Genomic DNA, 26,069 nt, shown 5'->3' on the forward strand with positions numbered 1-26,069 from the left:
GCGCCAATAGCCATTCCTGCTACGACCAGGACCAGCACGATAAACGCGATGATGAAAGTTGCCATTTCGATATTCCGTTATTTCTCTGCAGGCTGCTCGAATTTTCTGAACGCGCTGGAAGACCGGGTGATAAAGTGGTCGCCTTCGCGAACGATGAAGAATGCGGCAATCCCTTCACGCTCTGCCAGAGCCATGCCGCGCTTGTCTCCCATTGCAAGGAGGGCTGTTGCCAGACCATCAGCGCGCATCGCATTGTCAGCAATTACAGTTACTGATGCAAGTTTATGCGTTACCGGACGCCCGGATGCAGCATCAATAATGTGTGAGAAGCGTTTGCCGCCCACTTCCTTGTATATGCGATAATCGCCGGATGTCGCCATGCCTTTGTTGCTCACTCGTACGATTTGCTGAACCGCACGAGTTGCGGAGTCTGGCTTTTCGATGCCGACGACCCATGGCTCGTCTTTTGAGTTTTTGCCTTTGGTGACCAGATCGCCGCCGATTTCGACAAGGTATTCGTCAATGCCGTTTTGCTCCAGAACAGAAGCAACTTTGTCGATGCCAAAGCCTTTCGCGATTGCGGAGAGATTGACGGTGGTATCCGTGTTGACCTTACGCAGTGCTGGGGGATCGGTCTCAAACTCCAGCATGGTGCTCATGCCGACAGACTCAAGAGCGTTGCGGATTTCGAGTGGGCTTGGCTGGGGAGGAGTGTCCTGCTTGGTACCAAAGCCCCATAGCTCAATGAGTGGTGCCAGCGTCACGTCAAAATAACCGGCTGTCAGGTTATGAATGCGCAGCGACTCCTGCATCACGATGCTGAAATCGCGAGAGATTGGCGTCCATTCAGTGCTGGTGGAGCGGTTAAAGCGGCTGATCTCGGAGTTTTTGTCCCAGTTGGACATGGCCTTGTTGACGCCAACCAGAGCCTCGTCAACCTGCTGTTGCAGTTCCTGTTTGGTTACAGAAGACGACCCTTTGATGGCTTTGACGTTGAATGTAGTGCCCATGGTTTTGCCGTGAAGTATGATTTCTTCGCGACTTTTGTCATTGGGTACACATGCTGTGACAAAGATGAGTACGAGAGCTGTAATGAGGAAGCGCATTTAGGCCTCAGAGTTTGTTAATTTCCCCGCGTAATCGGCTTATTCTGGTTTTCTGTCAAGTTAAATAGGGTTTGATACTGCTGTCGCAAAGATCAGCAATAGATGATGGTGAAGAAATTGGTAGGTGGTACTACGTGCATGTGAAAACATAGGGGAAAACTTATTTGAGATAAAATTTTCGCGAAACAGCCTTGTTGCCGTTACGTCAATATCACGAATCCCTATTGAAATTTGCGGTATATCAGGGTATTGGCCCGCATAAATCCGTAGGAATAGCTGACCGCAACGCACTTTAATGGTATGCGGGCGGTTACTCCTAACCGGAGCCATGGATGAGTGACGTTCAGCAATGCTCGGGCTTTGTTGCTGAAATTGCGGTCCGTGGGGGGGATTTATCTCGGTTCGACTTGTCAAAGTCAATAATCCGCATGCGCGGCATTTTGTAACTCGCAGAATGACTTAGCATCATTTACCCGTAGATACTCCCGTGAACATCTAGTGGTTTGCCCTATAAGAAGCCTGACAGGGTAAGGGATGAAGATTACAAAAGGATTGGATCTGCCGATCACCGGTGCTCCGAACCAAGAGATCCACAAGGGTCCGAAGGTTCGCCGTGTTGCAGTGAATGGCGGGGATTACAACGGGTTGAAGCCGCGTATGTTGGTTGCTGAAGGCGATCGCGTCGTAAAGGGTCAGCCTCTTTTCAATGACAAACGCTCTCCTGAAATCAACTATGTTGCTCCGGGTGCTGGCGTTATTGAAGCAGTCAATCGTGGTGCACGTCGCGTTCTGGAAACCATCGTCATCAAACTGGATGATGGTAACGAAGAACAGATCGCTTTCTCAAAGTTTGAAAACAGTGCTTTGGCAACTCTGGACGCATCTGTCGTTCGTGAGCAACTCGCCAAGTCTGGTCTTTGGACAAGCTTCCGTACCCGCCCATACTCCAAGGTTCCGGTTTTTGAAACGCAGCCGCGTTCCATTTTCGTAACTGCGATGGACACCAACCCGCTTGCTGCGGATGCTGGTGTTATCATCAATGCGAATGCTGGCGCGTTTGAAGCTGGGCTTCAGGTTGTCTCTAAACTAACCGATGGCCGCACATTCGTATGCCACAGCCCGAAGGATAACCTTCCGGGTGCAAGCGTTGCTGGTGTGCAGATGCAAAGTTTTGAAGGTAAGCACCCAGCAGGTAATGCGGGTACTCACATTCACTTCCTCGATCCGGTTAATGAAAACAAGACAGTCTGGACCATCGGTTATCAGGATGTCATCGCAATCGGTAACCTGTTCCTGACAGGTGAACTGGATGTTTCCCGTGTTGTTTCTGTTGCAGGTCCGCTGGCTTCCAAGCCGCGCCTCGTAACAACTCGCATTGGTGCGGATCTGAATGATCTGCTGCCTGGTGAAACACTGCCGGGTATTCCAGCTCGTGTCGTTTCCGGGTCCGTCCTTTCCGGCACTATCGCCGCCGACCAGTTTGCCTTCCTTGGCCGTTACCACACTCAGGTGACGCTGATGGAAGAAGACCACAAACAAGACGTTGTTGGCTGGGTTCGCCCATTCATGACGAAGTGGTCCAACCTTAATGTGCATCCTTCCGGGTTCTTCCGCACCAAGCTGCAGTTCCCATTTGGTACAAACAAGAACGGTTCCATCCGCGCAATCGTTCCATTGGGTACTTATGAGAAGGTCATGCCGCTCGACGTTCTTCCAACTCAGCTGCTCCGCTCCTTGATGGTGCTGGACACTGACATGGCGCAAAAACTTGGCGCTTTGGAGTTGGATGAAGAAGATTTGGCGCTATGCACCTTCATCTGCCATTCCAAGAATGAATACGGAGCTGCGCTGCGTGCAAATCTTGATAAAATCGAGAAAGAGGGCTAACCCGTGAGTTTGCGCGATAAGTTTGATCGTATTGCGCCACTCTTTGAAAAGGGTGGCAAGTACGAGAAGTTTTACGCCGTCTATGAGATGGTGGATACCTTCATCTACACTCCAAAAACAGTGACCAGCGTTGCGCCGCACGCTCGTGACCACGCTGATCTGAAGCGTGTCATGACGTATGTTGTGCTGGCGACGATCCCTGCGATCCTGTTTGGCATGTATAACACTGGCCTGCAGACAAACTCAGCACTGGCCGCAATGGGCATTACTGAGCCTGCTGGCTGGAGAGCGTTTATTCTCTCTCTGCTGGGGATCGGTTTTAACGCTGACAGCATCTTCGCCAACATGGCGCATGGTGCGCTGTACTTCTTGCCGATCTACATCGTAACGCTCGGTGTTGGCGGCATCTTCGAAGTGCTCTTTGCCATTGTGCGCGGGCACGAAGTGAACGAGGGCTTCTTTGTTTCTTCCATGCTCTACACGCTGATCCTTCCAGCTTCTACACCACTTTGGCAGGTTGGTCTTGGTATCGCGTTTGGTGTGGTGATCGGCAAGGAAGTGTTTGGTGGTACAGGCAAAAACTTCCTGAACCCGGCGCTTGTTGGCCGCGCATTCCTCTACTTTGCTTATCCGGCAGCTATGTCTGGTGATGCAGTGTGGACGCCAGTTGATGGCTTCTCTGGTGCAACTGCACTGGGTGTTGCTGCGTCTGACGGCATGCAGGGACTGGCAGCAAACGGCATCACGTGGATGAGCTCTTTCACTGGTACCATTCAGGGTTCCTTCGGTGAAACCTCCACGATTGCTATTGCTCTTGGCGGTGTGTTCCTCGTGACCACAGGTATCGCAAACTACCGTCTCATTCTTGGTTGTCTGGCGGGCATGATTGGTTTCAGTCTGTTGCTGAATCTGATTGGCTCTGAGACCAACCCGATGTTTGCAATGCCTTGGTACTGGCACCTTGTCACTGGTGGCTTCATGTTTGGCCTCGTGTTCATGGTGACTGAGCCTGTGACTGCTGCGATGACCAATCCGGGCCGTTACATCTACGCTGCCCTGATTGGCGTGATGTGCATTCTGATCCGTGTCATCAACCCGGCCTTCCCAGAAGGCATGATGTTGGCAATCCTGTTCGGCAATATCTTTTCTCCGCTGATCGACTACTTCGTTGTGAAGGCGAACATCACACGGAGGATGAAGCGCCATGCCTAACGCTGAAAACACAACAGCTCCTACAGGTCTTTGGGCACGCTTCAACGCAATGCCTCTGGACTCTGCTCCGCGTACGATTACCGTTGCTGTGGTTCTGTGTCTGATCTGTTCGATGATTGTTTCCGGTGCTGCGGTGCTGCTTAAGCCTCAGCAGGAAATCAACAAAACGCTGGATAAGAAAACCAACATCCTCAAGGTTGCTGGTCTTTTCGAGGCTGGTGTCGACGTTGAGAAGGCATTTAGTGCCTTTGAGCCGCGACTTGTTGATGTTGCAACCGGCAAATTCTCTGATGCAGAAGACGCTGCGACTTATGACCAGCGTGCTGCTGCGAAAGATCCAACCCGCTCTTTCGCGTTGGACGATGATCCGGCATCTATCAAGCGTCAGGCTATGCTGGCTTCGGTTTATCTGCTGCGTGATGATGCTGGCGAGATTGAACGTATCATTCTGCCGGTGCATGGCTACGGTCTGTGGTCCACGCTTTATGGTTTCATCGCACTGAATGCTGATGGCAATGAAGTGTATGGCCTGCGTTTTTACTCCCATGGTGAGACCCCGGGTCTTGGTGCGGAAGTAGACAATCCAAAATGGATGGCTCAGTGGCCGGGTAAGCTGGTTTATGGCGATAACGGGTCCGTGGACATTGGCGTCGGCAAATCTGCTCCAGCGGGTATTGATGGCTCTAAACACCACATTGATGCGATTGCAGGTGCAACGCTGACATCCCGTGGTGTCGACAACCTCGTCAAATTCTGGATGGGCGAGCAGGGCTTCAAGACCTTCCTCGACAATCTGAAAAAAGGAGAGGCGTAATGGCTGGCAAAGACTTGTCCATGCTTAAGGACCCGATGGTCGATAACAACCCGATCACGCTTCAGGTTCTTGGCATCTGTTCCGCGCTTGCGGTAACCTCTTCTCTGAAGGTTGCGCTGGTGATGGCGATTGCGGTGACGCTTGTGACAGCGTTCTCCAACTTCTTCATCTCTCTTTTACGTAACCAGATCCCGTCTTCTATCCGCATTATCGTGCAGATGGTGATTATTGCGTCTCTCGTTATTCTGGTTGATCAGGTTCTGAAAGCGTATCTCTATGAGATCTCCAAGACACTCTCCGTGTTTGTTGGTCTGATCATCACCAACTGTATCGTTATGGGCCGTGCGGAAGCGTACGCTATGAAGAACCCACCAATCCCATCTTTCCTTGATGGTATCGGTAACGGTCTGGGCTACTCCCTGATCCTGTTGCTGGTTGGTGTTGTGCGTGAGCTGCTTGGCTCAGGTTCCCTGTTTGGTGTGCAGATCCTTGAGACCGTGAACAACGGTGGCTGGTATGTGCCAAACGGCCTGCTGCTGCTGCCTCCGTCTGCGTTCTTCGTGATTGGCCTGCTGATCTGGGGTTTCCGTACCTGGAAGCCTGCACAGGTTGAGAAGCGCGACTATAAAATCATGGAAACTGAGGGAGCTCACTGATTATGGAAGGGCTTCTTTCCCTCGCCGTCAAGGCGATCTTTATCGAGAACCTCGCGCTCTCCTTCTTCCTTGGAATGTGTACATTCCTTGCGGTTTCCAAGAAAGTTGAGACTGCGCTGGGTCTGGGTATCTCCGTTGTTGTTGTGCAGGCGCTGACTGTGCCGATCAACAACGTGCTTTACACCACGCTGCTCAATGACAATGCGTTGGCATGGGCTGGGCTTGAAGGCACTGATCTGCGCTTTCTGGGCCTGATCTCCTACATCGGCGTTATCGCTGCTGTGGTGCAGATTCTCGAGATGTTCCTCGATCGCTATGTTCCTGCGCTTTACAATGCGCTGGGTATCTTCCTGCCGCTGATCACAGTGAACTGCGCGATTATGGGTGGTTCTTTGTTCATGGTGGAGCGTGACTACAATCTGGGTGAGGCATCCGTTTATGGTGTGTCCTCCGGTATTGGTTGGGCGCTGGCGATTACTGCAATGGCTGGTGTGCGTGAAAAGCTGAAATACTCTGATGTTCCTGATGGACTACAGGGTCTTGGCATCACCTTCATCACTGCTGGTTTGATGGCTATGGGTTTCATGGCTTTCTCAGGCGTGAAGCTGTAAGGGGACGAGTAGATGCAAGACTTTACCTGGGGCATTACGCTCTTCACTCTGATCGTGCTTGCGCTGGTGATCGTCATTTTGATGGCACGCAGCAAGTTGGTTGCATCCGGTGATGTTCAGATCAGTATCAATGGTGAGAAGACGCTGTCCGTTCCTGCGGGTGGCAAGCTTCTCAACGTTCTGGCAGATCAGAAAATCTTCGTTCCTTCCGCCTGTGGTGGCGGTGGAACCTGTGCCCAGTGCCGCGTGAAAGTGCACGAGGGTGGTGGTTCTATTCTGGCGACTGAAGAAAGCCATATCACCAAGCGTGAAGCACGCTGCGGTGATCGTCTTTCCTGTCAGGTTGCTGTGAAGCAGGACATGAAGATCGAAGTGCCTGAAGAAGTGTTCGGCGTGAAAAAGTGGGAGTGTACTGTTCGCTCCAACGAGAACGTTGCAACCTTCATTAAGTCGCTGGTTCTGGACCTGCCTGAAGGCGAAGACGTGAACTTCCGTGCTGGTGGTTACATTCAGATTGAAGCCCCTGCGCACAAGCTGAAGTACACTGACTTCCATATCGAAGAGCAGTACCGCGGAGACTGGGATAAGTTCAATCTCTGGCAGTATGAGTCCATCGTGGATGAGCCAGTTGAACGCGCTTACTCCATGGCAAACTACCCGGACGAAAAAGGCATGATCATGCTGAACGTTCGTGTGGCGTCGCCTCCTCCGGGCACTCAGGGTATTCCTGCCGGTAAGATGTCCTCCTTCATCTTCAACCTGAAGCCGGGTGACAAGGTGACGATTTCCGGTCCGTTTGGTGAGTTCTTTGCTCGCGAAACCGACAAGGAAATGGTGTTCATCGGTGGTGGTGCTGGTATGGCGCCTATGCGCTCGCACATCTTCGATCAGTTGAAGCGTCTTGAGAACCGTGATCGTAAGATCACTTTCTGGTACGGAGCACGCTCCAAGAAAGAGATGTTCTTTGTTGAGGACTTCGACCAGCTGGCGAAAGAATTCCCGAACTTCACATGGCATGTGGCGCTTTCTGATCCTCAGCCAGATGATGACTGGGATGGTTACACCGGGTTCATTCACAACGTGCTCTACAACGAGTACCTGAAGGACCACGCTGCGCCAGAAGACTGCGAGTACTACATGTGTGGTCCTCCAATCATGAACCAGTCCGTGATCAACATGCTGGTTGATATGGGCGTGGAACGTGAAGACATCATGCTGGACGACTTCGGCGGCTAAGCGCTGAGAATACTGCGAGAATTAAGAGACCCGGTGTCGTGAGGCGCCGGGTTTTTTTATTGTCCTTGGGATGGTTTAAGTCATAATGAATATAGTTTCTGATAGAAGGTATTTGACTAGTGATTATGGATGGTTCCCAAATTAGCTTGTTGAAACATGCTGGTCGGTTTACGGCTCTTTTGACGCTGCTAAAAATCGGCCTCCTCGTTCTAGGGGTATTGAGTAATACTATCTTGGGAGTAGAGCTTTCGATTGGGTTTACCTCCTACATGATGGGCATGTTTGCGGGTTATTGGGTAGGTAAAACTATCTATAACCGGCACGATGTATATCTTGAAGGATTTATCTTACTCAAACTTACTGGACTATGCTTAGTTGGAGCGCTCATTTTAGAGGGAGTTATTACAACTATCATTGTGTTTGGAGATCCTAGCAAAGGGCAAATCTTAAATGACGTGAATACGCTATTTTTTGCGGTGTTATTTTTTGCTTTCTTCAAGTTTGGGACAATTTGGTTAGGGCTTAAACTTGGATGCAAAAGAGCTGAGAAGAAGGCGTACAAAAGAGCACTTAAAGCTATTGGATAACCTATGCAGGAACAACTTCTTTTCCTAGAGCAACAGCTTTTGAGGCCTGCTACTCGAGGAGATAAGAGACAACTTGAGTTGTTACTTCACGCAGACTTCATCGAGATTGGTGCAAGCGGCCGGACATATGATCGAGCGCAGGTCCTCGCTGAGCTTCCGAGTGAGACGGCGGATTATCCGGTCAGAACAATTGAGAATTTTCGCTTGCGTAAGTTGAGTGAGGAACTCGTTCAGGTGTTTTACAGCATTGTCGAGAATGAGACACAGCGGACATCTATTTGGAAATTTGAAGGTGAGCAGTGGTCCATGATTTATCATCAAGGCACACGCAGAGCGTCGTAGCTAGTCGTTTACCCTCCGAGTTTTCTAAAATCCGACTGTTTGTGTGCGCGTCGATTAAATACTTTGGCTCCTAGTATGCAGCTTGTAAATTTTTCCTAGAGTCTGCTCTGTTCAAGAGTTCCTACGCAGCAGGCTCTCAGGCTTTTTAGGCGTTTCCCATGTGAAGCTGAACCAGTCCAGTAGGGATGCGCTGTAGAGGGTTGGGTATGACGCATAACACTGCTTTGCTCATCATCGCGTGCCAGAACGATCATTTTCCAGGTGGCAAGTTTGAATTGCCTAAGCAAATGGAAGCTGCCGGGAATATTGTTGAGCTTTTGAAAGACGCCAGAGAGCACCACGAGTTCGTAATACACATCAAGCATGTCTACAAAGATCCAAAATCGCCTTACATGGCAGAAGGGTCTTTTGGTGCTGAGATCAACAAGATGGTTTGGCCGAAAGCTGATGAGGCGGTCGTAACCAAATACAACTTTAATGCTTTGGAGGGGACGAACCTGCGAGCGTTGCTGACAGACCATAAGATAGATGATCTGGTGATCTGCGGTTCCATGACCCAGTACTGTATTGTTGAAACAGCACGATCGACCTTAGACCTCGGATATCCGGTTACTGTTGTTTACGATGCCTGCGCGGCGAGCTGTATGGAGTTCCGTGGGCGTGAAGTGTCCGTGGATGATGTGCAGGCCTCAATTATGGCTTCTCTCATCTTTTCCAACGCGGCGGTTGTTTCGACGGATGAGTTTTTGACCCAGCCGCATTAAGTCGCTGAGCTTTGATATCCGAATTTTTGGCGATACTGACCAGGGCTGAGGCCTGTGGTTTTGATGAACACGCGGCGGCAAGCTGTTGGGTCCTCGTAGCCGACTTCCCATGCGATCTCGTTGAAAGACCGTTTGGTCTGCTCCAACTGCTGGCGTGCTTCGGTTATGCGGAGTTGCTGTAAATAGGTGTTTGGTGTGTGCCCTGTGGCGACTTCAAACCGTCTTTGGAAAGTCCGTCCTGTCAGTCCGGCTTTCTCTGCCATTTCGGGTACTGTCAGTTTTTGCTTATAGGTGGTCTGAAGCCAATGTTGGGCTTTTAAAATAGCCTGATCACCGTGTGTGAAGTTAGGATAGAAACGGCTGTAGTTTTTCTGTTCTCGCCCCGCCGGGTCAATGAGAAATCTGCGGGAGACTTCGAGCATGGTTGTGTGATCGATGAAGTGGTCAATCAGCCTGAGGCCCAGATCGGTCCATGCCATGATGCCGCCTGCGGTGATGACATCGCCTTCATCGACGATCATTTTGTCAGTATCGAGCTGTACCAAAGGGTATTTCTTCGCAAAATCCTCGGTGATTGCCCAATGGGTTGTGGCGGGCCTGTTGTCAAGAATGCCCGTTTCGGCCAGCAACATCGCGCCGACGCAGATTGAGCAGAGAATGGCGCCATGCTCATGTTGGTGTTTGAGCCATTGGACGAGTGCTGGTGAGACGGTCGGGTGATCATCGACCAGACAGGGAGGCAGGATTATCGCCGAGAAGGTAGTGGCTCCGATTGAGCTGATCTGATCTTCGTGAAGCACGGTTGCCTCAATGCTGCTGGCATTGCTTTTGCTGGCAGCGTGGAACATATCGATTAGCCCATAAACCGCTGAGAGTTGTGCGCCGGTGTAGGACAGTATGCCGATAGGATGATGTGTCTCTGATCTGATCATATGGCAATTATAGCATGTTTTATGTCGTATATGCCAATCGAGCTGATTGGAGGTGTTGATTAGGTTTGTTGCCGACAAGAGCAAATCTATGGAGGCACAAATGTCTAAATCCGCACTGGTTATTGTTGACGTTCAGAACGACTATTTCCCCGGTGGCGCCTGGGAGCTGGATGGGCAGGTTGAAGCTGCTCAGAATGTAAAGCGTTTGTTGGAAGACAGCCGCAGCAAGAAAACTCCGATCATTCACATTCAGCATGTGGTTGAAGCAGGTAATGCGCCGTTCTTCAACGCAGGCACTGAAGGTGTTAAAATTCATGATGATGTGTTGCCTCAGGATGGTGAGCCGCTCGTAACCAAGCAGTTTGCAAATAGCTTTTTGGAAACCAACCTGAAAGAATTGCTGGATGAGCAGGGCATTGAGCATCTGGTCGTCGTTGGCTCTATGTCTCACAACTGCATTGATGCGACAGTTCGTGCCGCGGTTGATCTGGGATACACAGCAACCATTATTGGTGATGCTTGTGCGACATTGGATATGGAACACAACGGCGAGACTATTCCTGCGAAATACGTACATGGTGCGTTCATGGCATCCCTGGCTTTTGCGTATGGCAAAGTTGTCAGCACAGATGAGTATCTGGCTGCATAACTCAGGCTTTGACTGCTTTCAGAAGCCGGCTCCTGAGGCCGGCTTCTGATTAGGGATAGCTCGGGATTTTATAAAATCTGCTTTTTAAAATCCGGCATGCTTAAACGTGTTGGCCTTATTGTTTGCTCAAATAAGACCAATAGGACTGAGGTGTGCTTATGCCTAAAAGGGCCCTGATCATTATCGACTGCCAGAACGATTATTTTCCTGGTGGTAGCTGTCCTTTAGGGGGGCAGGTGGAAGCAGGAAAAAATATTGCCCGTCTTCTTGAGATGGTGCGAGACAACGACGAAAACGTCATCCACCTTCAACACATGTACAAAGATAAAACAGAGCCTTATCTGGTTGAGGGATCGCCAGGGGTGGAGATTAACGAGTGTGCGAGACCCGTGAACGGGGAACCTGTTGTCGTTAAAAACTACATGAATGGCTATAAGGACACCAATCTGCAGCAGATCCTTGTTGAGGCTGGTATTGATGAGATCGTCATGTGTGGTTCTATGAGCCAGAACTGCGTGAATGCGACTGCGCGTCAGACCCTTGATCTGGGTTACCCGCTGACCATCATTTACGATGCGTGCGCCACAGAGGATCTTGAGTTCAATGGCGTAACCGTCCCAGCGGATCATGTTCACACTGCTATGATGGCGTCTTTAAGATTTGCGCATAGCAACGTGATTTCTACCGATGAATTCCTGCATTCGTTGAATGGAGCATAATCGACGTTTTGGATGACCAACCTCCTGAGGGGATATGGCCAAGAAAGCCCTAATCATCATTGATTGTCAGAACGACTTCTTCCCGGGGGGGAAGTGTGAACTCGAGGGTCAGGTTGAATCTGCTGCGAACATTCAGCGTTTGCTTAAGAGCGCTCGCGATAACGACGATTGCATTGTCCATATCCAGCATTTCTTTAAAGATAAGTATGCTCCGTTCCTTGTTGAGGGAACCATCGGGGCAGAGCTGCATGATAGTTGCAGCCCCGCTGAGGGGGAGCATGTGGTGGTCAAGTATTCCGCTAACAGTTACCTGAACACGAACCTTCAGCAGATTTTAGAGGATGTGGGTGTTGAGGAAATCGTGATCTGCGGGGGCATGTCTCATATGTGCATTGATGCGGCGGCGCGTGCGACTGTTGATCTTGGTTATCCCATCACTGTTATCTACGATGCCTGTGCGACCTGTGATCTTGAGTTTGAAGGGGAAATCGTTCCAGCAAAATATGTTCAAGGGGCGATTATGGCAGCGCTTTCGTTCGCCTATGGTAAGGTTATTTCGACTGAGGAATATCTGGGTCACTGAGCAGGTTTTCTGTGCGGGCTTTATCAGGTCTGGTGTTTACTCCTAGGTTTTATGAAAAATGCGGGTTTTTCTAGCTGAGTTCCGTCAATCGATATCTATTAGACTATTACGCAGTTGGTCTGTCACGTGAGGTGTTGAGCGTAAGATGACGAGAACGGCGTTGCTGATAATTGACTGTCAGAACGACTTCTTTCCCGGTGGGAAATGTGAGTTGGAAGGGCAGTTCGAGGCTGCGGGGAACATTCAGATGTTGCTGACAAATGCGCGCGTTCAGGATCAAACCATCGTTCACATCCAACATCATTTTAAAGAGAAAGATGCACCGTTTACGGTTGAAGGCACGATTGGTGCTGAAATCCACGACATGGCGAAACCGTTGCCGCACGAGCCAATCGTGACGAAGTATACCTCTAACATCTTCCTCAACAATAACCTCAAGCAGATCCTAGATGATGAGAATGTTGAGGAGCTGGTTATCTGTGGTTCGATGAGTAAGGATTGCATTGCAGCTGCAGCACATGCGACGACAGAACTTGGATATCCGATTACGATTATTTACGATGCCTGCGCGACGCGGGAGCCGGGGTCCTGTGATACGTCTTCTCAGCAAGAGTTTGTGCAAGCAGCGATTATGGCTTCGCTGTCGTTCATTTGCAGCAATATTGTCTCCACAAATGAATATCTTCTGAGACATTCTCCGGCGTAGGGTCTGATTTCAGGTGTTTGTGATCAGCCGCTGATATTGATCTTTCTCAGACCAACCCAGAATGGACCAATGGCAAGCAGCATGAATGATGCGGCCAGCAGGAATGGTGCACCCGGATAGTAAAGCTCTGCACTGTCTGCTGTGAAGCTGGTGAAGAGCTGTGTCATCATCAAAGTGGAAAGCACAAGTGTGAGCCCGATGATGCTTGTCAGCGCACCTTGCAGACGGCCCTGCTTGTCTTGTGAGACGTGATGGCTCATCAGGGCGATCATGGCAGGTGGGATCATCGCGCCAAGCGCTGCTGGTGGCAGGAGCAGAATGACTGTGAGTGTGTTTGGCGCAAATGCGAAGCCTAGCAATGCGATTACGGCGAAGAAGAAGCCGTAAAGCACGGTTTTCGCTTCGCCCTTGCGCGGAATAATCCAGCGGATAAGACCGCCTTTGACGCTGGAGAAACCAATACCGACGATAGCGAGTGAGAGACCTACCTGAGCTGTGGTCCAGTGGAAGGCTTCAATTGTGTAGTACGGCCAAATTGCCGGATACACGAAGTTTGCCATTTCAAAGAGGAAGAGCGCAATGAAGAGCCACACCAGAACAGGAGACTGGGCAATATCCATGGCTGCGCCAACAGGGTTTGCTCTGCGCCAGCGAATGGCCTTTCTTGCCGATTTTGGCAGGGTTTCCGGCATGTAGAACAGGCCGTAAGCGAAGGTCATCGCAATCAGAACTGCAGAGATGTAGAAGGGTACACGGACGCCGAAGAGGGCAAGTGTTCCGCCCATAACCGGACCGATGACAAAGCCAAAACCGATTGCCGCACCAACCATGCCGAAGCGGGTGGCGCGTTTGCCGTTATGCGATATATCGGAGACTGCTGCATAGGCGGTGGCGTAGGTTGCGCTGGCAACTCCAGCCAAGAGCCTGCCAATGAACAGAACCCAGAGCGAACCTGCGAAGGTCATGATCAGGTAGTCGACTGTCAGGACAGCAAGGGAGATCAAGAGGATTGGGCGTCGACCAAAACGGTCAGATATCGCCCCAACAGCGGGACCGAAGAGGAACTGCATAGCAGCGTAACTTGCTGCGATGTAGCCGCCCCAGAGAGCTGCATCTGCGATGGTGGTTTGGCTGAGTTCTGCGACCAGTGCCGGGGTCACCGGAATGATCAATCCGGCACCAATCGCGTTCAGCAAAACAGTCCCTGCAATGAATACAAGGGTATGAAAGTCCTGTTTTGACCTGATGGATTGTAGTGCCAGCAGCATTCTTTTCTCGTTTTTCGCTAAATGCTATGTAACAAAGCGATCCAGCAAGTAAAGAAAAAACTCAGCATTTGTGCATATGCCGCAGGTCAAAAAAACAGGGTGAAGATCTATTTACGCCACGGCGGTGTTTCTTTAGCGAAGAATGCAGAAATTCCGGCCTGTGCTTCAGTGGTTTCCCATCTGTCCGCTAGGGCATTTGCTGTGTAGTCGATCTGATCTTCTGCAGGCATACGCGCTAAATTCTGACAAAGAGCTTTTGCATCTGCTACGGCACCCGGTGCGCAATTTAAATAAGCTTCTGCTTCTTTCTGCGTTACTGCGTGCAGGTCCTCTGGTGTTGTCACCAATGAGACAAGACCGAGGTGATGTGCTCTTTGCGCACCAAATGGGCGGGCATTCATGAAGACCTGACGAGCATGACCTTCGCCCAAGCGACGTACAACATAAGTGCCGATGGTTGCCGGGATCAGGCCGAGGCGGGTTTCAGTCAGAGCGAATTTGGTGTTGTCAGCAGCAACCACCAGATCGCAGACGCTGAGAATGCCAACTCCGCCGCCGTAAGCAGGGCCATGAACACGAGCGAGCAGAGGCTTTTTCATGCTGTCGAGGCGTTTGAGCATGCCTGCCAGACGATTGGCTTCCTGCATTTTGCCGATGCGGTCTTTCTCTGCCTGCGCCTGCATCCACTTGAGATCGCCGCCAGCACAGAAGGTTTCGCCGTCCGCTGCCAGAATGATTGCCCGGGTCTGCTCGCAATTGTCCAGCTCTTCAGCTGCTGCAACCAGTTCATCCATCATCTCAGCATTCATTGCATTGTGCTTTTCAGCGCGTGCCAGCAAGAGTGTGGTGATGCCGTTGTCTGCTTTTTCGATGCGAAGGTTCTGATAGGTCATGCTGCCGCCGCCTCTTTGATGGAGAGAATAAACTCTTGCGTTTGTTCCAGCTTCTCAATGTCGAGGCCGGTGTCGTAGTCCAGCAATTTTGCCATTTTTGCAACAGCCAGTGTGCTGACGTTGCCTTTTGCTCCCGGTGCATACGGACATCCGCCAAGACCGCCGATGGCTGAATCGAACGTGCGCAGGCCCATTTTTATGCTGGACATGATGTTAGCCAGAGCCAGGTCTTTGGTGTCGTGGAAATGGCCCGCGAGTTGCTCAGCCGGAATGACGCTCAGGACAGCATCCAGCATCGCTTCCGTGGTTTCCGGAGTGGCTGCGCCAATAGTGTCACCTAGAGAAACCTCGTAGCAGCCCATCTGTAGCAATCGTTCTGAGACCATTGCTACGTTTTGGGTTGGTGTCGGGCCATCGTATGGGCACTCAACGATGCAGGAGACGTATCCGCGGACCGGAATGCCGTCAGCTTTTGCAGCTTCCACGATTGGAGCGAAACGCTCGAAGCTTTCTTCAATGGAACAGTTGATGTTCTTTTGAGAGAAGCCTTCGGATGCGGATGCGAAGATCGCAACTTCATCAGCTCCAGATGCTTTGGCGCGCTCGTAGCCTTTGATGTTTGGCGTTAGCGCTGTATAGCGAATGCTGGGTTTGCGCGCGATGCCTGCAAAGACTTCCGCAGCATCCGCCATTTGTGGCACCCATTTGGGTGAGACAAAGCTGGAAGTTTCGATCTTTTCAAATCCGCACTCGGAAAGGCGGTTGATCAGTTCGACCTTGTTTGCTGTCGGGATCAGTGTTTTTTCGTTCTGCAGACCGTCGCGTGGGCCCATCTCAAAAATGTTTAGTTTCTTGCTCATCGCTTATCAAACCTCCTCGTCGATAGCGCGGGCACGAAGTTCTCTGCGGATAACCTTTCCGGTTGTTGTCATTGGCAGGGCTTCGACAAATTCCAGTTCACGTGGATATTCATGCGCAGCTAATCGCTGTTTCACAAAATCAGAAAGTTCCTTGGCCAGTTCATCGGATGGCTCAACACCTTCCTTCAGCACAATGTAGGCTTTGACGATCTCGGTGCGCAGCTTGTCTGGCTTGCCGATGACGCCTGCCATGGCAACTGTGTCGTGTTTCAACAGGCAATCTTCAATCTCGCCGGGGCCGATGCGGTAGCCGGATGAAGTGATGACATCATCATCGCGGCCAACAAACTGGATCCAGCCGTCTTTATCTATCACGCCTTTGTCGCCGGTGATGAGGAAGTCGCCAGAGAATTTCTTTTTTGTGGCTTCCGGATTGTTCCAGTATTGGAGGAACATGACAGGGTTTGGTGCACGAACGCCGATGTTGCCAAGCTGACCAGCTTCGAGAACGGTGCCTTTGTCGTCTACGATTTGCACATCAAAGCCCGGAACAGCTTTGCCGGTGACGCCGGGACGGGTTTCCATCAGTTCTGCGCAGGTGGAGACAACGAGGTTGCACTCGGTCTGGCCGTAGAACTCGCTGATTGTCAGGCCAAACGTGTCTTGACCCCATTGGATCAGCTCTGCGCCCAGTGCTTCGCCACCACTGCCGAGGGAGCGGAGGGAATAATTCCAGCGATCCTTGGGGTTCTCTACCTGCCGCATCATTTTCAGCGCGGTTGGCGGGATGAAGGCGTTGCGAATTTTCAGGTCTTGCATCAGCTGGAAGGCTGCTTCGCCGCTGAACTTCTTGAAACGGCAAGCAACGACAGGAATGCCGTGATGTAGGCTTGGTAGAAGAACGTCAATCAGACCACCGATCCATGCCCAGTCTGCTGGTGTCCAGAAGCGGTCACCTTCTTTCGGGAACATGTTGTGCGGCATCTCTACGCCGGGCAGATGGCCGAGCAGCGTGCGGTGCGCGTGCAGTGCGCCTTTGGGCTGGCCGGTGGTGCCGGAAGTGTAGATGATAATGGCGGGGTCTTCGGCTTTGGTCTTCACTGGTGTGAAGTCTTTGCTCTGCCCTGCTATTTCAGCATGGAGTGAGCGGGTGCCGAAGTCTGTGCCTTCGATGTTCAGGATCAGTTCAAGCTCTGGCAGGCTGTCGCGGATCTTTTCAAGCTTCTCAGCACCTGCATTGTTGGTGATGAGGGCTTTGGCACCGGAGTTCTCTAGCCGATATTCCAGAGCTTCTTCGCCAAACAGGGAGAAGAGCGGAATGGAGATGCCGCCAAGCTTATGAATTGCAATATGGGAGAAGGCTGTTTCAGGTGCTTGCGGCAGCAGGATGCCGACGCGATCACCGCGACTGATGCCTTGAGATACGAGTAGGTTGGCCAACTGATTGCTCAGCTTTTTCAAGTCACCAAACGTGTAGGTGGTTGTTGGCCCGTCTTCTTCGGCGAAGATGAGTGCTTCGCGGGCGGCGTCTTTGTCCACCCACTTGTCACAGATATCTACGCCAATGTTAAAGAACTCCGGGATGTCCCACTGAAACTTTTCTCGGAGTTCCTCATAAGTATTCGCTGATGGCAACAACGGTTATTCCTCCTCCTCAAGCGTGAGGAGTATAACGCCTTCTTCCACCTGGTCACCCGCAGATGCCATCACTTCAGCCACAACGCCGTCACGCGGTGCTTTGAGAGAGTGTTCCATCTTCATGGCTTCGGTCACGATCAACGTATCGCCTTCAGAAACCTCGTCACCCGGCTTGCAGTTTACTGCCCGCACAAGGCCCGGCATTGGCGAGGCAATCGCATTGCCTGAGGCTGTGTTGTCGTCTTGCTCTGCCAGATGGTCCGGCAGATCGAAGCGCCATGTAACACCGTCGGAGAACAATGTGAGACTGGTGTCTTCTGCGAAGAAATCAGCTGAGGTGATCTGACCGGAGAAGTCCACGCGCATGTGGTTGTTGTCTACGGAGAGGATCTGCAAATTGAAGGTTTCACCATCAATCGTAACGGTCAAGCTACCATCATGATGGCGGTTTGCCACAACTTCGGTGACTTCGTCACGCCAAGACAGATGTGCAATTTGCTGTGCTGCTGTCCAATGACGCCAACCTGTGAGGCTCACCCACGGATCGTTATGGACCAATGCAGTTTCAGTCGCAAAGCCGAGCTCGATGAGAGCTGCCATTGCGAACGCGTGCTTGGTTGGTGCTGTCGGCTTGGTGAGAGCTTCCAGTTCACGGTCAATAAGGCCCGTATCCATCTCACCTTTTGCGAAGCCTTGGTGGTTACATAGGCGGTGCAGGAAGGTGATGTTGGTGGTGCAGCCAACTGCCTGGCTCTTTTCCAATGCCAAAGACATTTTCGCCAGAGCAGCGTCACGGGTTTCGCCGTGGCAGATCACCTTTGCGATCATTGGATCGTAGTAAGGCGTGATCGTATCGCCTTTGCGTACACCGCTGTCGATGCGGGCGAACAATTCCGGCAGTTTCAGCTCGTTCAAAGTTCCGGTTGCTGGCAGGAAGCCTGCTTCAGCATCCTCAGCGTAGATACGTGCCTCGAATGCGTGACCGAAGATTGTGAGCTCGTCCTGCATCAGAGGTAGTTTGCCACCTGCTGCTACGGAGAGCTGCCAGTTGACCAAATCTTGCCCGGTGATGGCTTCTGTGACTGGATGCTCTACCTGAAGACGCGTGTTCATCTCCATGAACCAGAAACGGTCAGATCGTAGACCTTCTGAGCCATCAACAATGAACTCAACGGTGCCTGCGCCTTCATACCCCACGGCCTGAGCTGCTTTAACGGCAGCATTACCCATGGCGTTGCGCATCTCTTCTGTCATGCCGGGGGCAGGGGCTTCTTCGATCACCTTTTGGTGGCGACGCTGCAAGGAGCAATCGCGCTCGAACAGGTGTACTGCATTGCCATGACCATCACAGAAAACCTGCACCTCGATGTGGCGTGGTGACAGGATGTACTTCTCGATGAGGACGCGTGGGTCACCAAAGCTGGACTGACCTTCGCGCTGAGCGCCTTCCAGAGCTTCAAAGAAGTCTGCCGGATCATCAACACGGCGCATGCCTTTGCCGCCGCCGCCTGCGCGGGCTTTGATGAGGACCGGATAGCCGATCTTGTCGGATTCACTTTTCAGGAACTCAGCGTCCTGGTTGCTGCCATGATAGCCCGGCACGACTGGAACGCCGGATTCTTCCATGAGTTTTTTGGCAGCATCTTTAAGGCCCATAGCGCGGATTGCGTCCGCGGGTGGTCCGATGAAGACAAGGCCAGCTGCTTCCACAGCTTCCACGAACTCCGGGTTTTCCGATAGGAAACCGTAGCCCGGATGGATGGCGTCTGCGCCGCTGGATTTGGCAGCGTTGAGAAGCTCTGGAATGTTGAGGTAGCTTTCTGCCACTGGCGCAGGGCCAAGGCGGTAAGCCTCATCAGCCATTTGCACGTGGCGGGCATCGCGGTCTGCATCTGAGTAGACAGCAACAACCTTGATGCCGAGGGCTTTGGCGGATTTTGCAACACGGCAAGCAATCTCGCCACGGTTCGCAATAAGGATTTTCTTGAACATTATGCTGTCTCCCAATGCGAAACAGTGGCGCCGGGAGCACCTGTTACTCTATTCGGTCTAAAAGTGCAGGCTTCTGAATAAGGAATATCACAGGTCGCAGTAATGATTTCTCTGGAATTCTCTAGGAGTAAGTCTCCTTTGCCGACTTCATATACATAAGCCTTGTGTTGGGAAACTGAGAGGAGATCACCTGCTTTGATGAGACCTTCCAAGACTCTGATGAAGAGGATTGATAGCTCGTCTTTCAGACCCAAATCTGGGATATTCTTCTGAAGAATGCTCATAATTGCCTCATCAACAGGCCAAACATCTCTGACTTCTCCGTGCATACCGAGCCCCTTACATGCGGAAGACGCCGAATGGCGTGTCTTCGATTGGTGCGTTGAGGCTTGCTGCGATGGACAGTGCCAATACGTCACGGGTTTTGCGCGGGTCGACAATGCCGTCATCCCAGAGGCGTGCAGAGGCGTAGAGCGGGTGTCCTTGCTCTTCAAACTGATCAATGATCGGCTGTTTGAAGGTTGCTTCTTCTTCCGCTGACCAAGTGCCGCCTTTGCGCTCAATGCCGTCACGGCGCACTGTTGCCAGTACGCCGGCAGCTTGCGGGCCGCCCATGACGGAGATGCGGGAGCTTGGCCATGTCCAGAGCATGCGCGGTGAGTAAGCCCGGCCACACATGCCGTAGTTGCCAGCGCCGAAGGAACCGCCAATGAGCATGGTGATTTTTGGAACCTTCGCGCATGCCACGGCTGTTACCAGCTTAGCGCCATCTTTTGCGATGCCGCCTGCCTCATACTTTTGCCCGACCATGAAGCCGGTGATGTTTTGCAGGAAGACCAGCGGGATTTTACGCTGACAGCACAGTTCCACAAAATGGGCGCCTTTCAGTGCAGCTTCTGAGAACAGAATACCGTTGTTGGCGATGATGCCGACAGGCATGCCGTGAATGTGAGCGAAACCGGTGACGAGCGTGGTGCCGTAGCGAGCTTTGAACTCATCAAAGCGAGAGCCATCCACCACGCGGGCGATGACCTCACGCACGTCGTATGGTGTTTTCAGATCCGCAGGGACCACGCCGAGGATTTCTTCTGGATCGTAGAGCGGATCTTCCGGCGTTTGCAGCTGAAGCTGGCCTGGCTTGTGACGGTTGAGGTTGGACACAGCCTGACGGGCCAGTGCCAACGCATGAGCATCGTCACGGGCCAAGTGGTCTGCCACACCGGAGAGGCGGGTGTGAACATCCCCACCGCCCAGATCTTCAGCAGAAACCACTTCGCCCGTGGCGGCTTTCACCAGTGGAGGACCGGCGAGGAAAATGGTGCCTTGCTCTTTCACGATGATGGTCTCATCGCACATGGCTGGCACGTATGCGCCGCCAGCAGTACAGGAGCCCATGACCACCGCGATTTGCGGAATGCCCTTTGCGGACATGTTGGCTTGATTGTAGAAGATGCGGCCAAAGTGTTCTTTGTCCGGGAACACCTCATCCTGCTGAGGCAGGTTAGCGCCGCCGGAATCCACCAAGTAAATGCATGTGAGATTGTTCTCCATGGCAATTTCTTGGGCGCGGAGGTGCTTCTTGACCGTCAGCGGATAATAGGTGCCGCCTTTTACCGTGGCATCGTTGGCCACGATCATACATTCGATGCCGTTGACCCGACCGATGCCGGTGACAATACCTGCTGAAGGCGAGGCGCCCTCATACATGTTGTGGGCAGCAAACTGTCCGACTTCCAGAAACGGAGAGCCGGGGTCAATCAAACGGGCAACGCGCTCACGCGGGAGGATTTTCCCACGAGACACGTGCCGTTCGCGAGGGCCTTCGCCCCCACCCAATAGAGCTTGCTGGCTTGCGGTGCGGACCTCATCCATTGCGGCGAGGTGCAGGGTGCGGTTGTTTTTATAGCTTTCCGAACCCGTTGCAGCCTGAGACTTGATGACAGCCATTACTTGGTTTCCTGGAAGAGCTCACGACCAATCAGCATGCGGCGGATTTCTGAGGTGCCTGCGCCGATTTCATAGAGTTTTGCATCACGCAGCAGGCGACCGGTTGGGTACTCGTTGATGTAACCATTGCCGCCGAGGGACTGGATAGCTTCCAGTGCCAGTTTGGTTGCGTTTTCAGCGGAATATAGGATACAGCCAGCGGAATCCTTACGGGTGGTTTCACCACGGTCACACGCATTAGCGACGGCGTACACGTAGGAACGGGAGGCGTTCATCAGGGTGTACATGTCTGCAAGTTTGCCCTGCATCAGCTGGAACTCGCCGATGGCTTTGCCGAACTGTTTGCGCTCGTGGATGTAAGGCACGACGATGTCCATGGCTGCTGCCATGATGCCGAGTGGACCACCGGAAAGAACAACGCGCTCGTAGTCCAGGCCGGACATCAGCACGTTTACACCGCGGCCCTCTTCACCAAGGACGTTCTCATATGGAACTTCGCAGTCTTCAAAGACCAGCTCACACGTGTTGGAGCCGCGCATGCCGAGCTTGTCCAGCTTTTGCGCCGTGGAGAAGCCCTTCATGCCTTTTTCGATGATGAAAGCTGTCATGCCTTTGGGGCCAGCATCCGGATCAGTCTTTGCGTAGACCACCAGAGTGGAGGCGTCAGGACCGTTTGTGATCCACATTTTGTTGCCGTTGAGCACGTAGCGGTCATTGCGCTTTTCAGCGCGCAGTTTCATGGAAACAACATCGGAGCCTGCGCCGGGCTCGGACATGGCCAGAGAGCCGACATGCTCGCCAGAGCAGAGTTTTGGCAGGTACTTTGCTTTTTGCTCAGCAGTACCATGACGGTTGATCTGGTTTACGCAGAGGTTGGAGTGCGCGCCGTAGGACAAGCCAACAGATGCGGAGGCGCGGGAGATTTCCTCAACCGCAACAACGTGGGCGAGATAGCCCATGCCAGTACCGCCATATTCCGGGTCGGCTGTCATGCCAAGTACACCAAGGTCCCCCATCTCTTTCCAGAGATCATTGGGGAACTCGTTGGTTTCATCGATCTCAGCGGCGCGCGGCGCTAGCTTGTCTTGTGCCCAACGGCGAATGGTTTCGCGCAGAGCGTCAATATCTTCACCAAGACCAAAATTCATTACAGCGTCAAACACGGCGCTTCCTCCTGCTACCGAAACTCTGCGATCCACGCTCTTTAACGAGCTTCCCAGTGGATCGTAAATTAATTAAACGAACGTTCGTTTGATTAATAGCAGGGGCTCAGCTACTATGCAATAACCCTTAGGGCGCATTTCCTGTTGCGTATTCTTTCCCGAAAACTGCTAGGCATCGCTCGGGCATGCGCTGAAATATTGCGTCTCCTGATTGATTGAAAAAGGTTTAGACCGTGGCACGAACCAAAGGCTCCGTTGGCGCAGATACCAAAACTGCGATTTACGCAGCAGCGAAAAAGCTGATTGAAGCCAAGGGCTTTGAGGCGATGACGCTTCGCCAGCTTGCTGCGGAGGTGGGCGTGCAGCCGGGATCGGTCTATCGCTATGTTGAGAGCAAGGACGAGCTGCTTCAAGCGTTGATGAACCAGCATATGATCAGCCTGATTGAGAACTGGGAGAAGCTGGAGGGCAAGGGAGATGATCCCGTTTCCCGTCTCAAGGCGTTTGTTGCGTTCCACATTCGCTATCATATTGAACGCCGCGCAGACGTTGTGATTGCGAATCTGGAGTTGCGTTCACTTGGTGAGGACTATCGTGCTGACGTGGTGACCAAGCGCAGCCAGTACGAGGCCAATCTGCGGCGCATCCTTGCTGATGGCGTGCAGGCGGGTGCATTTCCCACTGTGGATTTGGAAGTTGCCGCCTTTGCCATCATCGCCATGCTGACCGGCGTTTGCTTCTGGTATCGTCCCGATGGACGCCTTAGTATCGATGAGATTATTGATGTGCACCAGAAACTGGTGCTGCGAGGCGTTGTGGGCTAGGGGCTATTCTTGTGATTGATCTGGTTAAGCTTTTTGTAGCTCTTGGAGCTGGCTATCTGCTGGGCAGTATCAGCACGGCTCTGCTGGTTGGGAAGATGTACGGTAAGGACATACGGGAGTATGGCAGCAAATCTGCCGGACTGACCAATACACTGCGCGTGCTTGGCAAACCTGCTGCACTGCTTGTTCTTGTCGGAGATATCCTGAAAGGCGTTGCTGCTTGTCTGGTTGGCCTGTATCTGGGTGTTTATGCAGGTTCAGGTGTGGCGGTAGACAGTGTGAGCATGCTGCTTGCCGGGGCAGGTGCCATTGTTGGGCACAACTGGCCGGTGTTTTTCGGTTTCAGAGGTGGTAAAGGCGTGCTGACTGCAGCTGCCGTGCTTTTCATGCTGGATCCGATTATAGCACTAAGCTGCCTAAGCTCTTTCGTAGTTATTGTTGCCGCGACCCGCTTTGTCTCTCTGGGCTCAATCTGCGCGGCGCTGCTGTTCGTTGTGCTTTCTTTCATTCCGGTGTTTGGTCACACACTCTACTTCCAGGCCTTCGCAATGGTGATGGCGTTTATCGTGGTTGCCAAGCACCGTGCGAATATTGGTAGACTGCTCTCCGGTACTGAGAATAAGCTGCGTTTTAAGAGTGGTAAGCCCTCATCGTAGCGGAACCATCCTGTTCTTGATCGGGGAAGCCTTTACTATCGAAGTATTGGTCATTGCTTTTTCGTGGAGGGGGTCGAGCAGGTCGTCTAGTTCGCTGATGTCTTTTAGGTAGATGCGGGTGACGAAGCAGTCTTCTCCGGTGACCTTGTCGCAGGAGGTGAAGCGGGGCTCGTTGAGGATGAGTTGCTCCACGACGTGCAGATTGCCGGGGCTTGGTTGGATACGGACGATTGCTTCCAGACTATAGCCGAGTGCCTTTGGGTTTATCTCCACCGTAAAGCCTGTGATGATGCCGTCCTGCTCCAGCTTGCGAACACGCTCTGTGGTGCTGGGGGCGGAGAGGCCGATGCGGCTGGCCAGTTCACTGATAGAGATTCTGCCGTCTTGCTCCAGGATCTCAAGGATTTTGCAGGCAGTTTCATCCAGCTGTTTCATCTCATTAGGTGCTTTCGTCTGATCGCTTTATATTATGAAGGCAGAAAGTGTAATTTGCCTTTCTTTTTCTATATTGCATAGAGCTGTTGCTGGTTATTTTTTCAATCCTGACGATTGGAGGTTCTTATGCAGACAGATCTTTTAGCGCTTCAACATATCTCGGCGTTTTCTCATGGAGAGGAAGGTGGTAATCCTGCTGGCGTGCTGGTGGGGGATGTGATGCTTCCTGATGCGCAGATGCAGTCTATTGCGGCTGATCTCGGCTATTCTGAAACTGTGTTTGCGGTGCCTCTGGCCAACGAAGAGGGGTATCGCGTGCGGTACTTCTCTCCAGAGAATGAAGTGCCATTTTGCGGGCACGCAACGATTGCGCTGGGCGCGGTTCTGGCTCAGCAGCATGGCCGGAAAGTCCATCGCCTTGCGTTGAATGAAACTATGATTTCAGTGGAGAGCTGGCAGGAGAACGGGCAGTTGCAAGCAGCTCTGCAATCTCCGCAGACCAAGAGCGCCGCATTGGAAAATGACGTGAAAGTCCAGCTGCTTGATCTGCTTGGTTTGAGTGAAGGCGATCTGGATCTTTGCATTCCACCTGCGCGTATTCATGGTGGTGCGGATCATCTGGTGCTGGCATTGACTGATAGAGCCAAGTTGGCGGGCATGGCTTATGATTTGGAAGCCATGAAGCAGTTTATGCTTGAGCAGGGTCTTGTGACCATCATGCTGGTTCATGTTCGCGGGCTTCAAGAGTTTGATGTGCGCAATGCGTTTGCGTCAGCTGGCGTGTTTGAAGACCCGGCCACGGGTGCTGCTGCTGCGGCGTTTTCTGGTTACCTGCGGGATATTGGCTGGGCACATGGTGGTGAAATCCGGATTGTGCAGGGAGAAGATATGGGAGCGAAGTCACTCATTTCGGCAGAAATTCCTGCTGAGGCCGGTAGCTCTATCCGCATTGCTGGCAGTGCACGGCGAATGATCTAACGCATTCTCTTGGTACGGTGGAACTTTTAGCCCGAGGCAGCCTGCCTTGGGCTTTTTGCTGTGGCGAAGGCTTCCTTAGACGAGTGAGAGGCGGATTTCTGCGTTTAGTGTGTTGGAAACCGTACATATTTCTTTGGCGGCTTTGATCAGGATCTCTGCTTTCTCGCGGTTCTCAAATTCAGGGAGAGCAAATTCCAAGTGGAAGCTGCCAAAGCGGTGAGGCAGCGTGGATGCTTTTTCAGCCTTTACGGTGATGTAGACATTTCCGAGTGAGACCTTCTGTTGCCTGGCTACCATCTCCAAAGAGATTGCCATGCACGACCCAAGGGCAGACATGATCAGGTCTGAGGGGGCAGAGAACTCATCGGAGTCTCCGTAGCCTGCCGAGTATTGATGACCGAACTCATTGGTCACCCAGAACTGTCCACACTCATGCGACGCGACCGTCAGCGGGCCATAGGACTTGGGTTTCATTTTTATCGGCATAATAACGTCTCAAGAGTTCTCGGAGTTTGCAGTTGGTCTGGCATGTATACGAGTAACTCGCGGCTTACGTAAATATGCAGCATGGGTGAAAAATACAGCAGCGTTCACTCGTTGGTTATTGGGCT

At 52.2% G+C, this 26,069-nt stretch carries 28 protein-coding genes; 16 read left to right on the forward strand and 12 right to left on the reverse strand.

Annotation, left to right across the window (positions count from 1 at the left end; translation table 11 throughout):
• Positions 1 to 77: 77 nt before the first annotated feature.
• Positions 78 to 1,106, reverse strand: coding sequence for an FAD:protein FMN transferase (locus PsW64_RS18285; RefSeq protein ID WP_063304490.1), 1,029 nt, complete (start codon positions 1,104 to 1,106; stop codon positions 78 to 80).
• 534 nt (positions 1,107 to 1,640) lie between these two features.
• Here PsW64_RS18285 and PsW64_RS18290 point away from each other — a divergent pair.
• The 9 genes from PsW64_RS18290 to PsW64_RS18330 all read left to right on the forward strand — a co-directional run bounded on the left by PsW64_RS18290 (position 1,641) and on the right by PsW64_RS18330 (position 9,215).
• On the forward strand, positions 1,641 to 2,993 hold the full coding sequence (locus tag PsW64_RS18290) for a Na(+)-translocating NADH-quinone reductase subunit A (RefSeq protein WP_063304491.1): 1,353 nt from the start codon (positions 1,641 to 1,643) through the stop codon (positions 2,991 to 2,993).
• A gap of 3 nt (positions 2,994 to 2,996) precedes the next feature.
• Positions 2,997 to 4,205 (forward strand): NADH:ubiquinone reductase (Na(+)-transporting) subunit B, encoded by a 1,209-nt coding sequence (locus PsW64_RS18295; protein WP_063304492.1) that lies wholly within the window; start codon positions 2,997 to 2,999, stop codon positions 4,203 to 4,205.
• Complete coding sequence (locus tag PsW64_RS18300) at positions 4,198 to 5,019, forward strand: Na(+)-translocating NADH-quinone reductase subunit C (RefSeq protein ID WP_063304493.1); 822 nt, start codon at positions 4,198 to 4,200, stop codon at positions 5,017 to 5,019. Before PsW64_RS18295 ends, PsW64_RS18300 begins: the two co-directional genes overlap by 8 nt.
• Positions 5,019 to 5,675 (forward strand): NADH:ubiquinone reductase (Na(+)-transporting) subunit D, encoded by a 657-nt coding sequence (locus tag PsW64_RS18305; protein WP_057465439.1) that lies wholly within the window; start codon positions 5,019 to 5,021, stop codon positions 5,673 to 5,675. The genes PsW64_RS18300 and PsW64_RS18305 overlap by 1 nt, the downstream gene beginning before the upstream one ends.
• Before the next feature lie 2 nt (positions 5,676 to 5,677).
• Positions 5,678 to 6,286, forward strand: a complete 609-nt coding sequence (gene nqrE / locus PsW64_RS18310; RefSeq protein WP_057465438.1) for an NADH:ubiquinone reductase (Na(+)-transporting) subunit E — start codon at positions 5,678 to 5,680, stop codon at positions 6,284 to 6,286.
• A 12-nt stretch (positions 6,287 to 6,298) separates the two neighbouring features.
• Positions 6,299 to 7,522, forward strand: a complete 1,224-nt coding sequence (gene nqrF, locus PsW64_RS18315) for an NADH:ubiquinone reductase (Na(+)-transporting) subunit F (RefSeq protein ID WP_063290459.1) — start codon at positions 6,299 to 6,301, stop codon at positions 7,520 to 7,522.
• A 125-nt stretch (positions 7,523 to 7,647) separates the two neighbouring features.
• Complete coding sequence (locus tag PsW64_RS18320) at positions 7,648 to 8,109, forward strand: ABZJ_00895 family protein (protein WP_063304494.1); 462 nt, start codon at positions 7,648 to 7,650, stop codon at positions 8,107 to 8,109.
• A gap of 3 nt (positions 8,110 to 8,112) precedes the next feature.
• On the forward strand, positions 8,113 to 8,451 hold the full coding sequence (locus PsW64_RS18325; protein WP_063304495.1) for a nuclear transport factor 2 family protein: 339 nt from the start codon (positions 8,113 to 8,115) through the stop codon (positions 8,449 to 8,451).
• A gap of 206 nt (positions 8,452 to 8,657) precedes the next feature.
• Positions 8,658 to 9,215: a cysteine hydrolase family protein gene (locus tag PsW64_RS18330; protein ID WP_063304496.1), complete on the forward strand. Its 558-nt coding sequence runs from the start codon at positions 8,658 to 8,660 to the stop codon at positions 9,213 to 9,215.
• On the opposite strand, the gene PsW64_RS18335 is transcribed toward PsW64_RS18330, so the two are convergent.
• A complete protein-coding gene (locus tag PsW64_RS18335) occupies positions 9,212 to 10,147 on the reverse strand; it encodes a GlxA family transcriptional regulator (RefSeq protein WP_063304497.1) in 936 nt (311 codons plus the stop codon). The genes PsW64_RS18330 and PsW64_RS18335 overlap by 4 nt on opposite strands.
• A gap of 100 nt (positions 10,148 to 10,247) precedes the next feature.
• Between PsW64_RS18335 and PsW64_RS18340 the strand changes: the two genes are divergently transcribed.
• From PsW64_RS18340 to PsW64_RS18355, 4 genes are all read left to right on the forward strand, one after another.
• Positions 10,248 to 10,796, forward strand: a complete 549-nt coding sequence (locus PsW64_RS18340; protein WP_057465432.1) for a cysteine hydrolase family protein — start codon at positions 10,248 to 10,250, stop codon at positions 10,794 to 10,796.
• A gap of 158 nt (positions 10,797 to 10,954) precedes the next feature.
• Positions 10,955 to 11,515 (forward strand): cysteine hydrolase family protein, encoded by a 561-nt coding sequence (locus tag PsW64_RS18345; RefSeq protein WP_063290454.1) that lies wholly within the window; start codon positions 10,955 to 10,957, stop codon positions 11,513 to 11,515.
• Positions 11,516 to 11,549: 34 nt separating this feature from the next.
• Complete coding sequence (locus PsW64_RS18350; RefSeq protein WP_057465430.1) at positions 11,550 to 12,098, forward strand: cysteine hydrolase family protein; 549 nt, start codon at positions 11,550 to 11,552, stop codon at positions 12,096 to 12,098.
• A gap of 145 nt (positions 12,099 to 12,243) precedes the next feature.
• Positions 12,244 to 12,804, forward strand: a complete 561-nt coding sequence (locus tag PsW64_RS18355; RefSeq protein ID WP_063304498.1) for an isochorismatase family protein — start codon at positions 12,244 to 12,246, stop codon at positions 12,802 to 12,804.
• A gap of 23 nt (positions 12,805 to 12,827) precedes the next feature.
• On the opposite strand, the gene PsW64_RS18360 is transcribed toward PsW64_RS18355, so the two are convergent.
• The 8 genes from PsW64_RS18360 to PsW64_RS18395 all read right to left on the reverse strand — a co-directional run bounded on the left by PsW64_RS18360 (position 12,828) and on the right by PsW64_RS18395 (position 22,550).
• Positions 12,828 to 14,072, reverse strand: coding sequence for an MFS transporter (locus tag PsW64_RS18360; RefSeq protein WP_063291493.1), 1,245 nt, complete (start codon positions 14,070 to 14,072; stop codon positions 12,828 to 12,830).
• A 107-nt stretch (positions 14,073 to 14,179) separates the two neighbouring features.
• On the reverse strand, positions 14,180 to 14,965 hold the full coding sequence (locus PsW64_RS18365) for an enoyl-CoA hydratase-related protein (protein ID WP_063291494.1): 786 nt from the start codon (positions 14,963 to 14,965) through the stop codon (positions 14,180 to 14,182).
• Positions 14,962 to 15,825 carry a hydroxymethylglutaryl-CoA lyase gene (locus tag PsW64_RS18370; RefSeq protein ID WP_063304499.1) on the reverse strand — a complete coding sequence of 288 codons (864 nt, stop codon included), beginning with the start codon at positions 15,823 to 15,825 and terminating at the stop codon, positions 14,962 to 14,964. Before PsW64_RS18370 ends, PsW64_RS18365 begins: the two co-directional genes overlap by 4 nt.
• Before the next feature lie 6 nt (positions 15,826 to 15,831).
• The gene (locus PsW64_RS18375; RefSeq protein ID WP_063304500.1) at positions 15,832 to 17,463 is read right to left on the reverse strand and encodes an acyl-CoA synthetase; all 1,632 of its coding nucleotides are present in this window, start codon (positions 17,461 to 17,463) and stop codon (positions 15,832 to 15,834) included.
• A 3-nt stretch (positions 17,464 to 17,466) separates the two neighbouring features.
• Positions 17,467 to 19,455 (reverse strand): acetyl-CoA carboxylase biotin carboxylase subunit, encoded by a 1,989-nt coding sequence (locus PsW64_RS18380; protein ID WP_063304501.1) that lies wholly within the window; start codon positions 19,453 to 19,455, stop codon positions 17,467 to 17,469.
• Positions 19,455 to 19,784 (reverse strand): hypothetical protein, encoded by a 330-nt coding sequence (locus tag PsW64_RS18385; protein ID WP_063304502.1) that lies wholly within the window; start codon positions 19,782 to 19,784, stop codon positions 19,455 to 19,457. Before PsW64_RS18385 ends, PsW64_RS18380 begins: the two co-directional genes overlap by 1 nt.
• Positions 19,785 to 19,794: 10 nt before the next feature.
• Positions 19,795 to 21,402, reverse strand: coding sequence for a carboxyl transferase domain-containing protein (locus tag PsW64_RS18390; RefSeq protein ID WP_063304503.1), 1,608 nt, complete (start codon positions 21,400 to 21,402; stop codon positions 19,795 to 19,797).
• Positions 21,402 to 22,550, reverse strand: a complete 1,149-nt coding sequence (locus PsW64_RS18395) for an isovaleryl-CoA dehydrogenase (RefSeq protein ID WP_193757840.1) — start codon at positions 22,548 to 22,550, stop codon at positions 21,402 to 21,404. The genes PsW64_RS18390 and PsW64_RS18395 overlap by 1 nt, the downstream gene beginning before the upstream one ends.
• A 248-nt stretch (positions 22,551 to 22,798) precedes the next feature.
• Here PsW64_RS18395 and PsW64_RS18400 point away from each other — a divergent pair, with 248 nt between their 5' ends.
• Positions 22,799 to 23,389 (forward strand): TetR/AcrR family transcriptional regulator, encoded by a 591-nt coding sequence (locus tag PsW64_RS18400; RefSeq protein ID WP_063304504.1) that lies wholly within the window; start codon positions 22,799 to 22,801, stop codon positions 23,387 to 23,389.
• Positions 23,390 to 23,400: 11 nt separating this feature from the next.
• Positions 23,401 to 24,045, forward strand: a complete 645-nt coding sequence (gene plsY / locus PsW64_RS18405) for a glycerol-3-phosphate 1-O-acyltransferase PlsY (RefSeq protein WP_063304505.1) — start codon at positions 23,401 to 23,403, stop codon at positions 24,043 to 24,045.
• Here plsY and PsW64_RS18410 read toward each other — a convergent pair.
• Positions 24,037 to 24,480 (reverse strand): Lrp/AsnC family transcriptional regulator, encoded by a 444-nt coding sequence (locus PsW64_RS18410; protein WP_063304506.1) that lies wholly within the window; start codon positions 24,478 to 24,480, stop codon positions 24,037 to 24,039. The two genes, plsY and PsW64_RS18410, sit on opposite strands and share 9 nt — an antisense overlap.
• Before the next feature lie 126 nt (positions 24,481 to 24,606).
• Between PsW64_RS18410 and PsW64_RS18415 the strand changes: the two genes are divergently transcribed.
• Positions 24,607 to 25,458 (forward strand): PhzF family phenazine biosynthesis protein, encoded by an 852-nt coding sequence (locus PsW64_RS18415; RefSeq protein WP_063304507.1) that lies wholly within the window; start codon positions 24,607 to 24,609, stop codon positions 25,456 to 25,458.
• A gap of 75 nt (positions 25,459 to 25,533) precedes the next feature.
• Here the strand turns inward: PsW64_RS18415 and PsW64_RS18420 are convergent, their stop codons facing one another.
• Complete coding sequence (locus PsW64_RS18420; protein ID WP_063304508.1) at positions 25,534 to 25,944, reverse strand: OsmC family protein; 411 nt, start codon at positions 25,942 to 25,944, stop codon at positions 25,534 to 25,536.
• Positions 25,945 to 26,069: the final 125 nt, after the last annotated feature.

The organism is Pseudovibrio sp. W64 (genome assembly GCF_001623145.1).
In the GTDB taxonomy this organism is placed as follows: Bacteria; Pseudomonadota; Alphaproteobacteria; order Rhizobiales; family Stappiaceae; genus Pseudovibrio.

Excerpts from the sequence above, each read along its gene's own strand:
- PsW64_RS18285 (WP_063304490.1), bottom strand. The coding sequence starts at position 1,106 with ATGCGCTTCCTCATTACAGCTCTCGTACTCATCTTTGTCACAGCATGT.
- PsW64_RS18290 (WP_063304491.1), top strand. The coding sequence starts at position 1,641 with ATGAAGATTACAAAAGGATTGGATCTGCCGATCACCGGTGCTCCGAAC.
- PsW64_RS18300 (WP_063304493.1), top strand. The coding sequence starts at position 4,198 with ATGCCTAACGCTGAAAACACAACAGCTCCTACAGGTCTTTGGGCACGC.
- PsW64_RS18305 (WP_057465439.1), top strand. The coding sequence starts at position 5,019 with ATGGCTGGCAAAGACTTGTCCATGCTTAAGGACCCGATGGTCGATAAC.
- nqrE (WP_057465438.1), top strand. The coding sequence starts at position 5,678 with ATGGAAGGGCTTCTTTCCCTCGCCGTCAAGGCGATCTTTATCGAGAAC.
- nqrF (WP_063290459.1), top strand. The coding sequence starts at position 6,299 with ATGCAAGACTTTACCTGGGGCATTACGCTCTTCACTCTGATCGTGCTT.
- PsW64_RS18320 (WP_063304494.1), top strand. The coding sequence starts at position 7,648 with ATGGATGGTTCCCAAATTAGCTTGTTGAAACATGCTGGTCGGTTTACG.
- PsW64_RS18325 (WP_063304495.1), top strand. The coding sequence starts at position 8,113 with ATGCAGGAACAACTTCTTTTCCTAGAGCAACAGCTTTTGAGGCCTGCT.
- PsW64_RS18330 (WP_063304496.1), top strand. The coding sequence starts at position 8,658 with ATGACGCATAACACTGCTTTGCTCATCATCGCGTGCCAGAACGATCAT.
- PsW64_RS18335 (WP_063304497.1), bottom strand. The coding sequence starts at position 10,147 with ATGATCAGATCAGAGACACATCATCCTATCGGCATACTGTCCTACACC.
- PsW64_RS18340 (WP_057465432.1), top strand. The coding sequence starts at position 10,248 with ATGTCTAAATCCGCACTGGTTATTGTTGACGTTCAGAACGACTATTTC.
- PsW64_RS18345 (WP_063290454.1), top strand. The coding sequence starts at position 10,955 with ATGCCTAAAAGGGCCCTGATCATTATCGACTGCCAGAACGATTATTTT.
- PsW64_RS18350 (WP_057465430.1), top strand. The coding sequence starts at position 11,550 with ATGGCCAAGAAAGCCCTAATCATCATTGATTGTCAGAACGACTTCTTC.
- PsW64_RS18355 (WP_063304498.1), top strand. The coding sequence starts at position 12,244 with ATGACGAGAACGGCGTTGCTGATAATTGACTGTCAGAACGACTTCTTT.
- PsW64_RS18360 (WP_063291493.1), bottom strand. The coding sequence starts at position 14,072 with ATGCTGCTGGCACTACAATCCATCAGGTCAAAACAGGACTTTCATACC.
- PsW64_RS18365 (WP_063291494.1), bottom strand. The coding sequence starts at position 14,965 with ATGACCTATCAGAACCTTCGCATCGAAAAAGCAGACAACGGCATCACC.
- PsW64_RS18370 (WP_063304499.1), bottom strand. The coding sequence starts at position 15,825 with ATGAGCAAGAAACTAAACATTTTTGAGATGGGCCCACGCGACGGTCTG.
- PsW64_RS18380 (WP_063304501.1), bottom strand. The coding sequence starts at position 19,455 with ATGTTCAAGAAAATCCTTATTGCGAACCGTGGCGAGATTGCTTGCCGT.
- PsW64_RS18385 (WP_063304502.1), bottom strand. The coding sequence starts at position 19,784 with ATGCACGGAGAAGTCAGAGATGTTTGGCCTGTTGATGAGGCAATTATG.
- PsW64_RS18390 (WP_063304503.1), bottom strand. The coding sequence starts at position 21,402 with ATGGCTGTCATCAAGTCTCAGGCTGCAACGGGTTCGGAAAGCTATAAA.
- PsW64_RS18395 (WP_193757840.1), bottom strand. The coding sequence starts at position 22,550 with ATGAATTTTGGTCTTGGTGAAGATATTGACGCTCTGCGCGAAACCATT.
- PsW64_RS18410 (WP_063304506.1), bottom strand. The coding sequence starts at position 24,480 with ATGAAACAGCTGGATGAAACTGCCTGCAAAATCCTTGAGATCCTGGAG.
- PsW64_RS18415 (WP_063304507.1), top strand. The coding sequence starts at position 24,607 with ATGCAGACAGATCTTTTAGCGCTTCAACATATCTCGGCGTTTTCTCAT.
- PsW64_RS18420 (WP_063304508.1), bottom strand. The coding sequence starts at position 25,944 with ATGCCGATAAAAATGAAACCCAAGTCCTATGGCCCGCTGACGGTCGCG.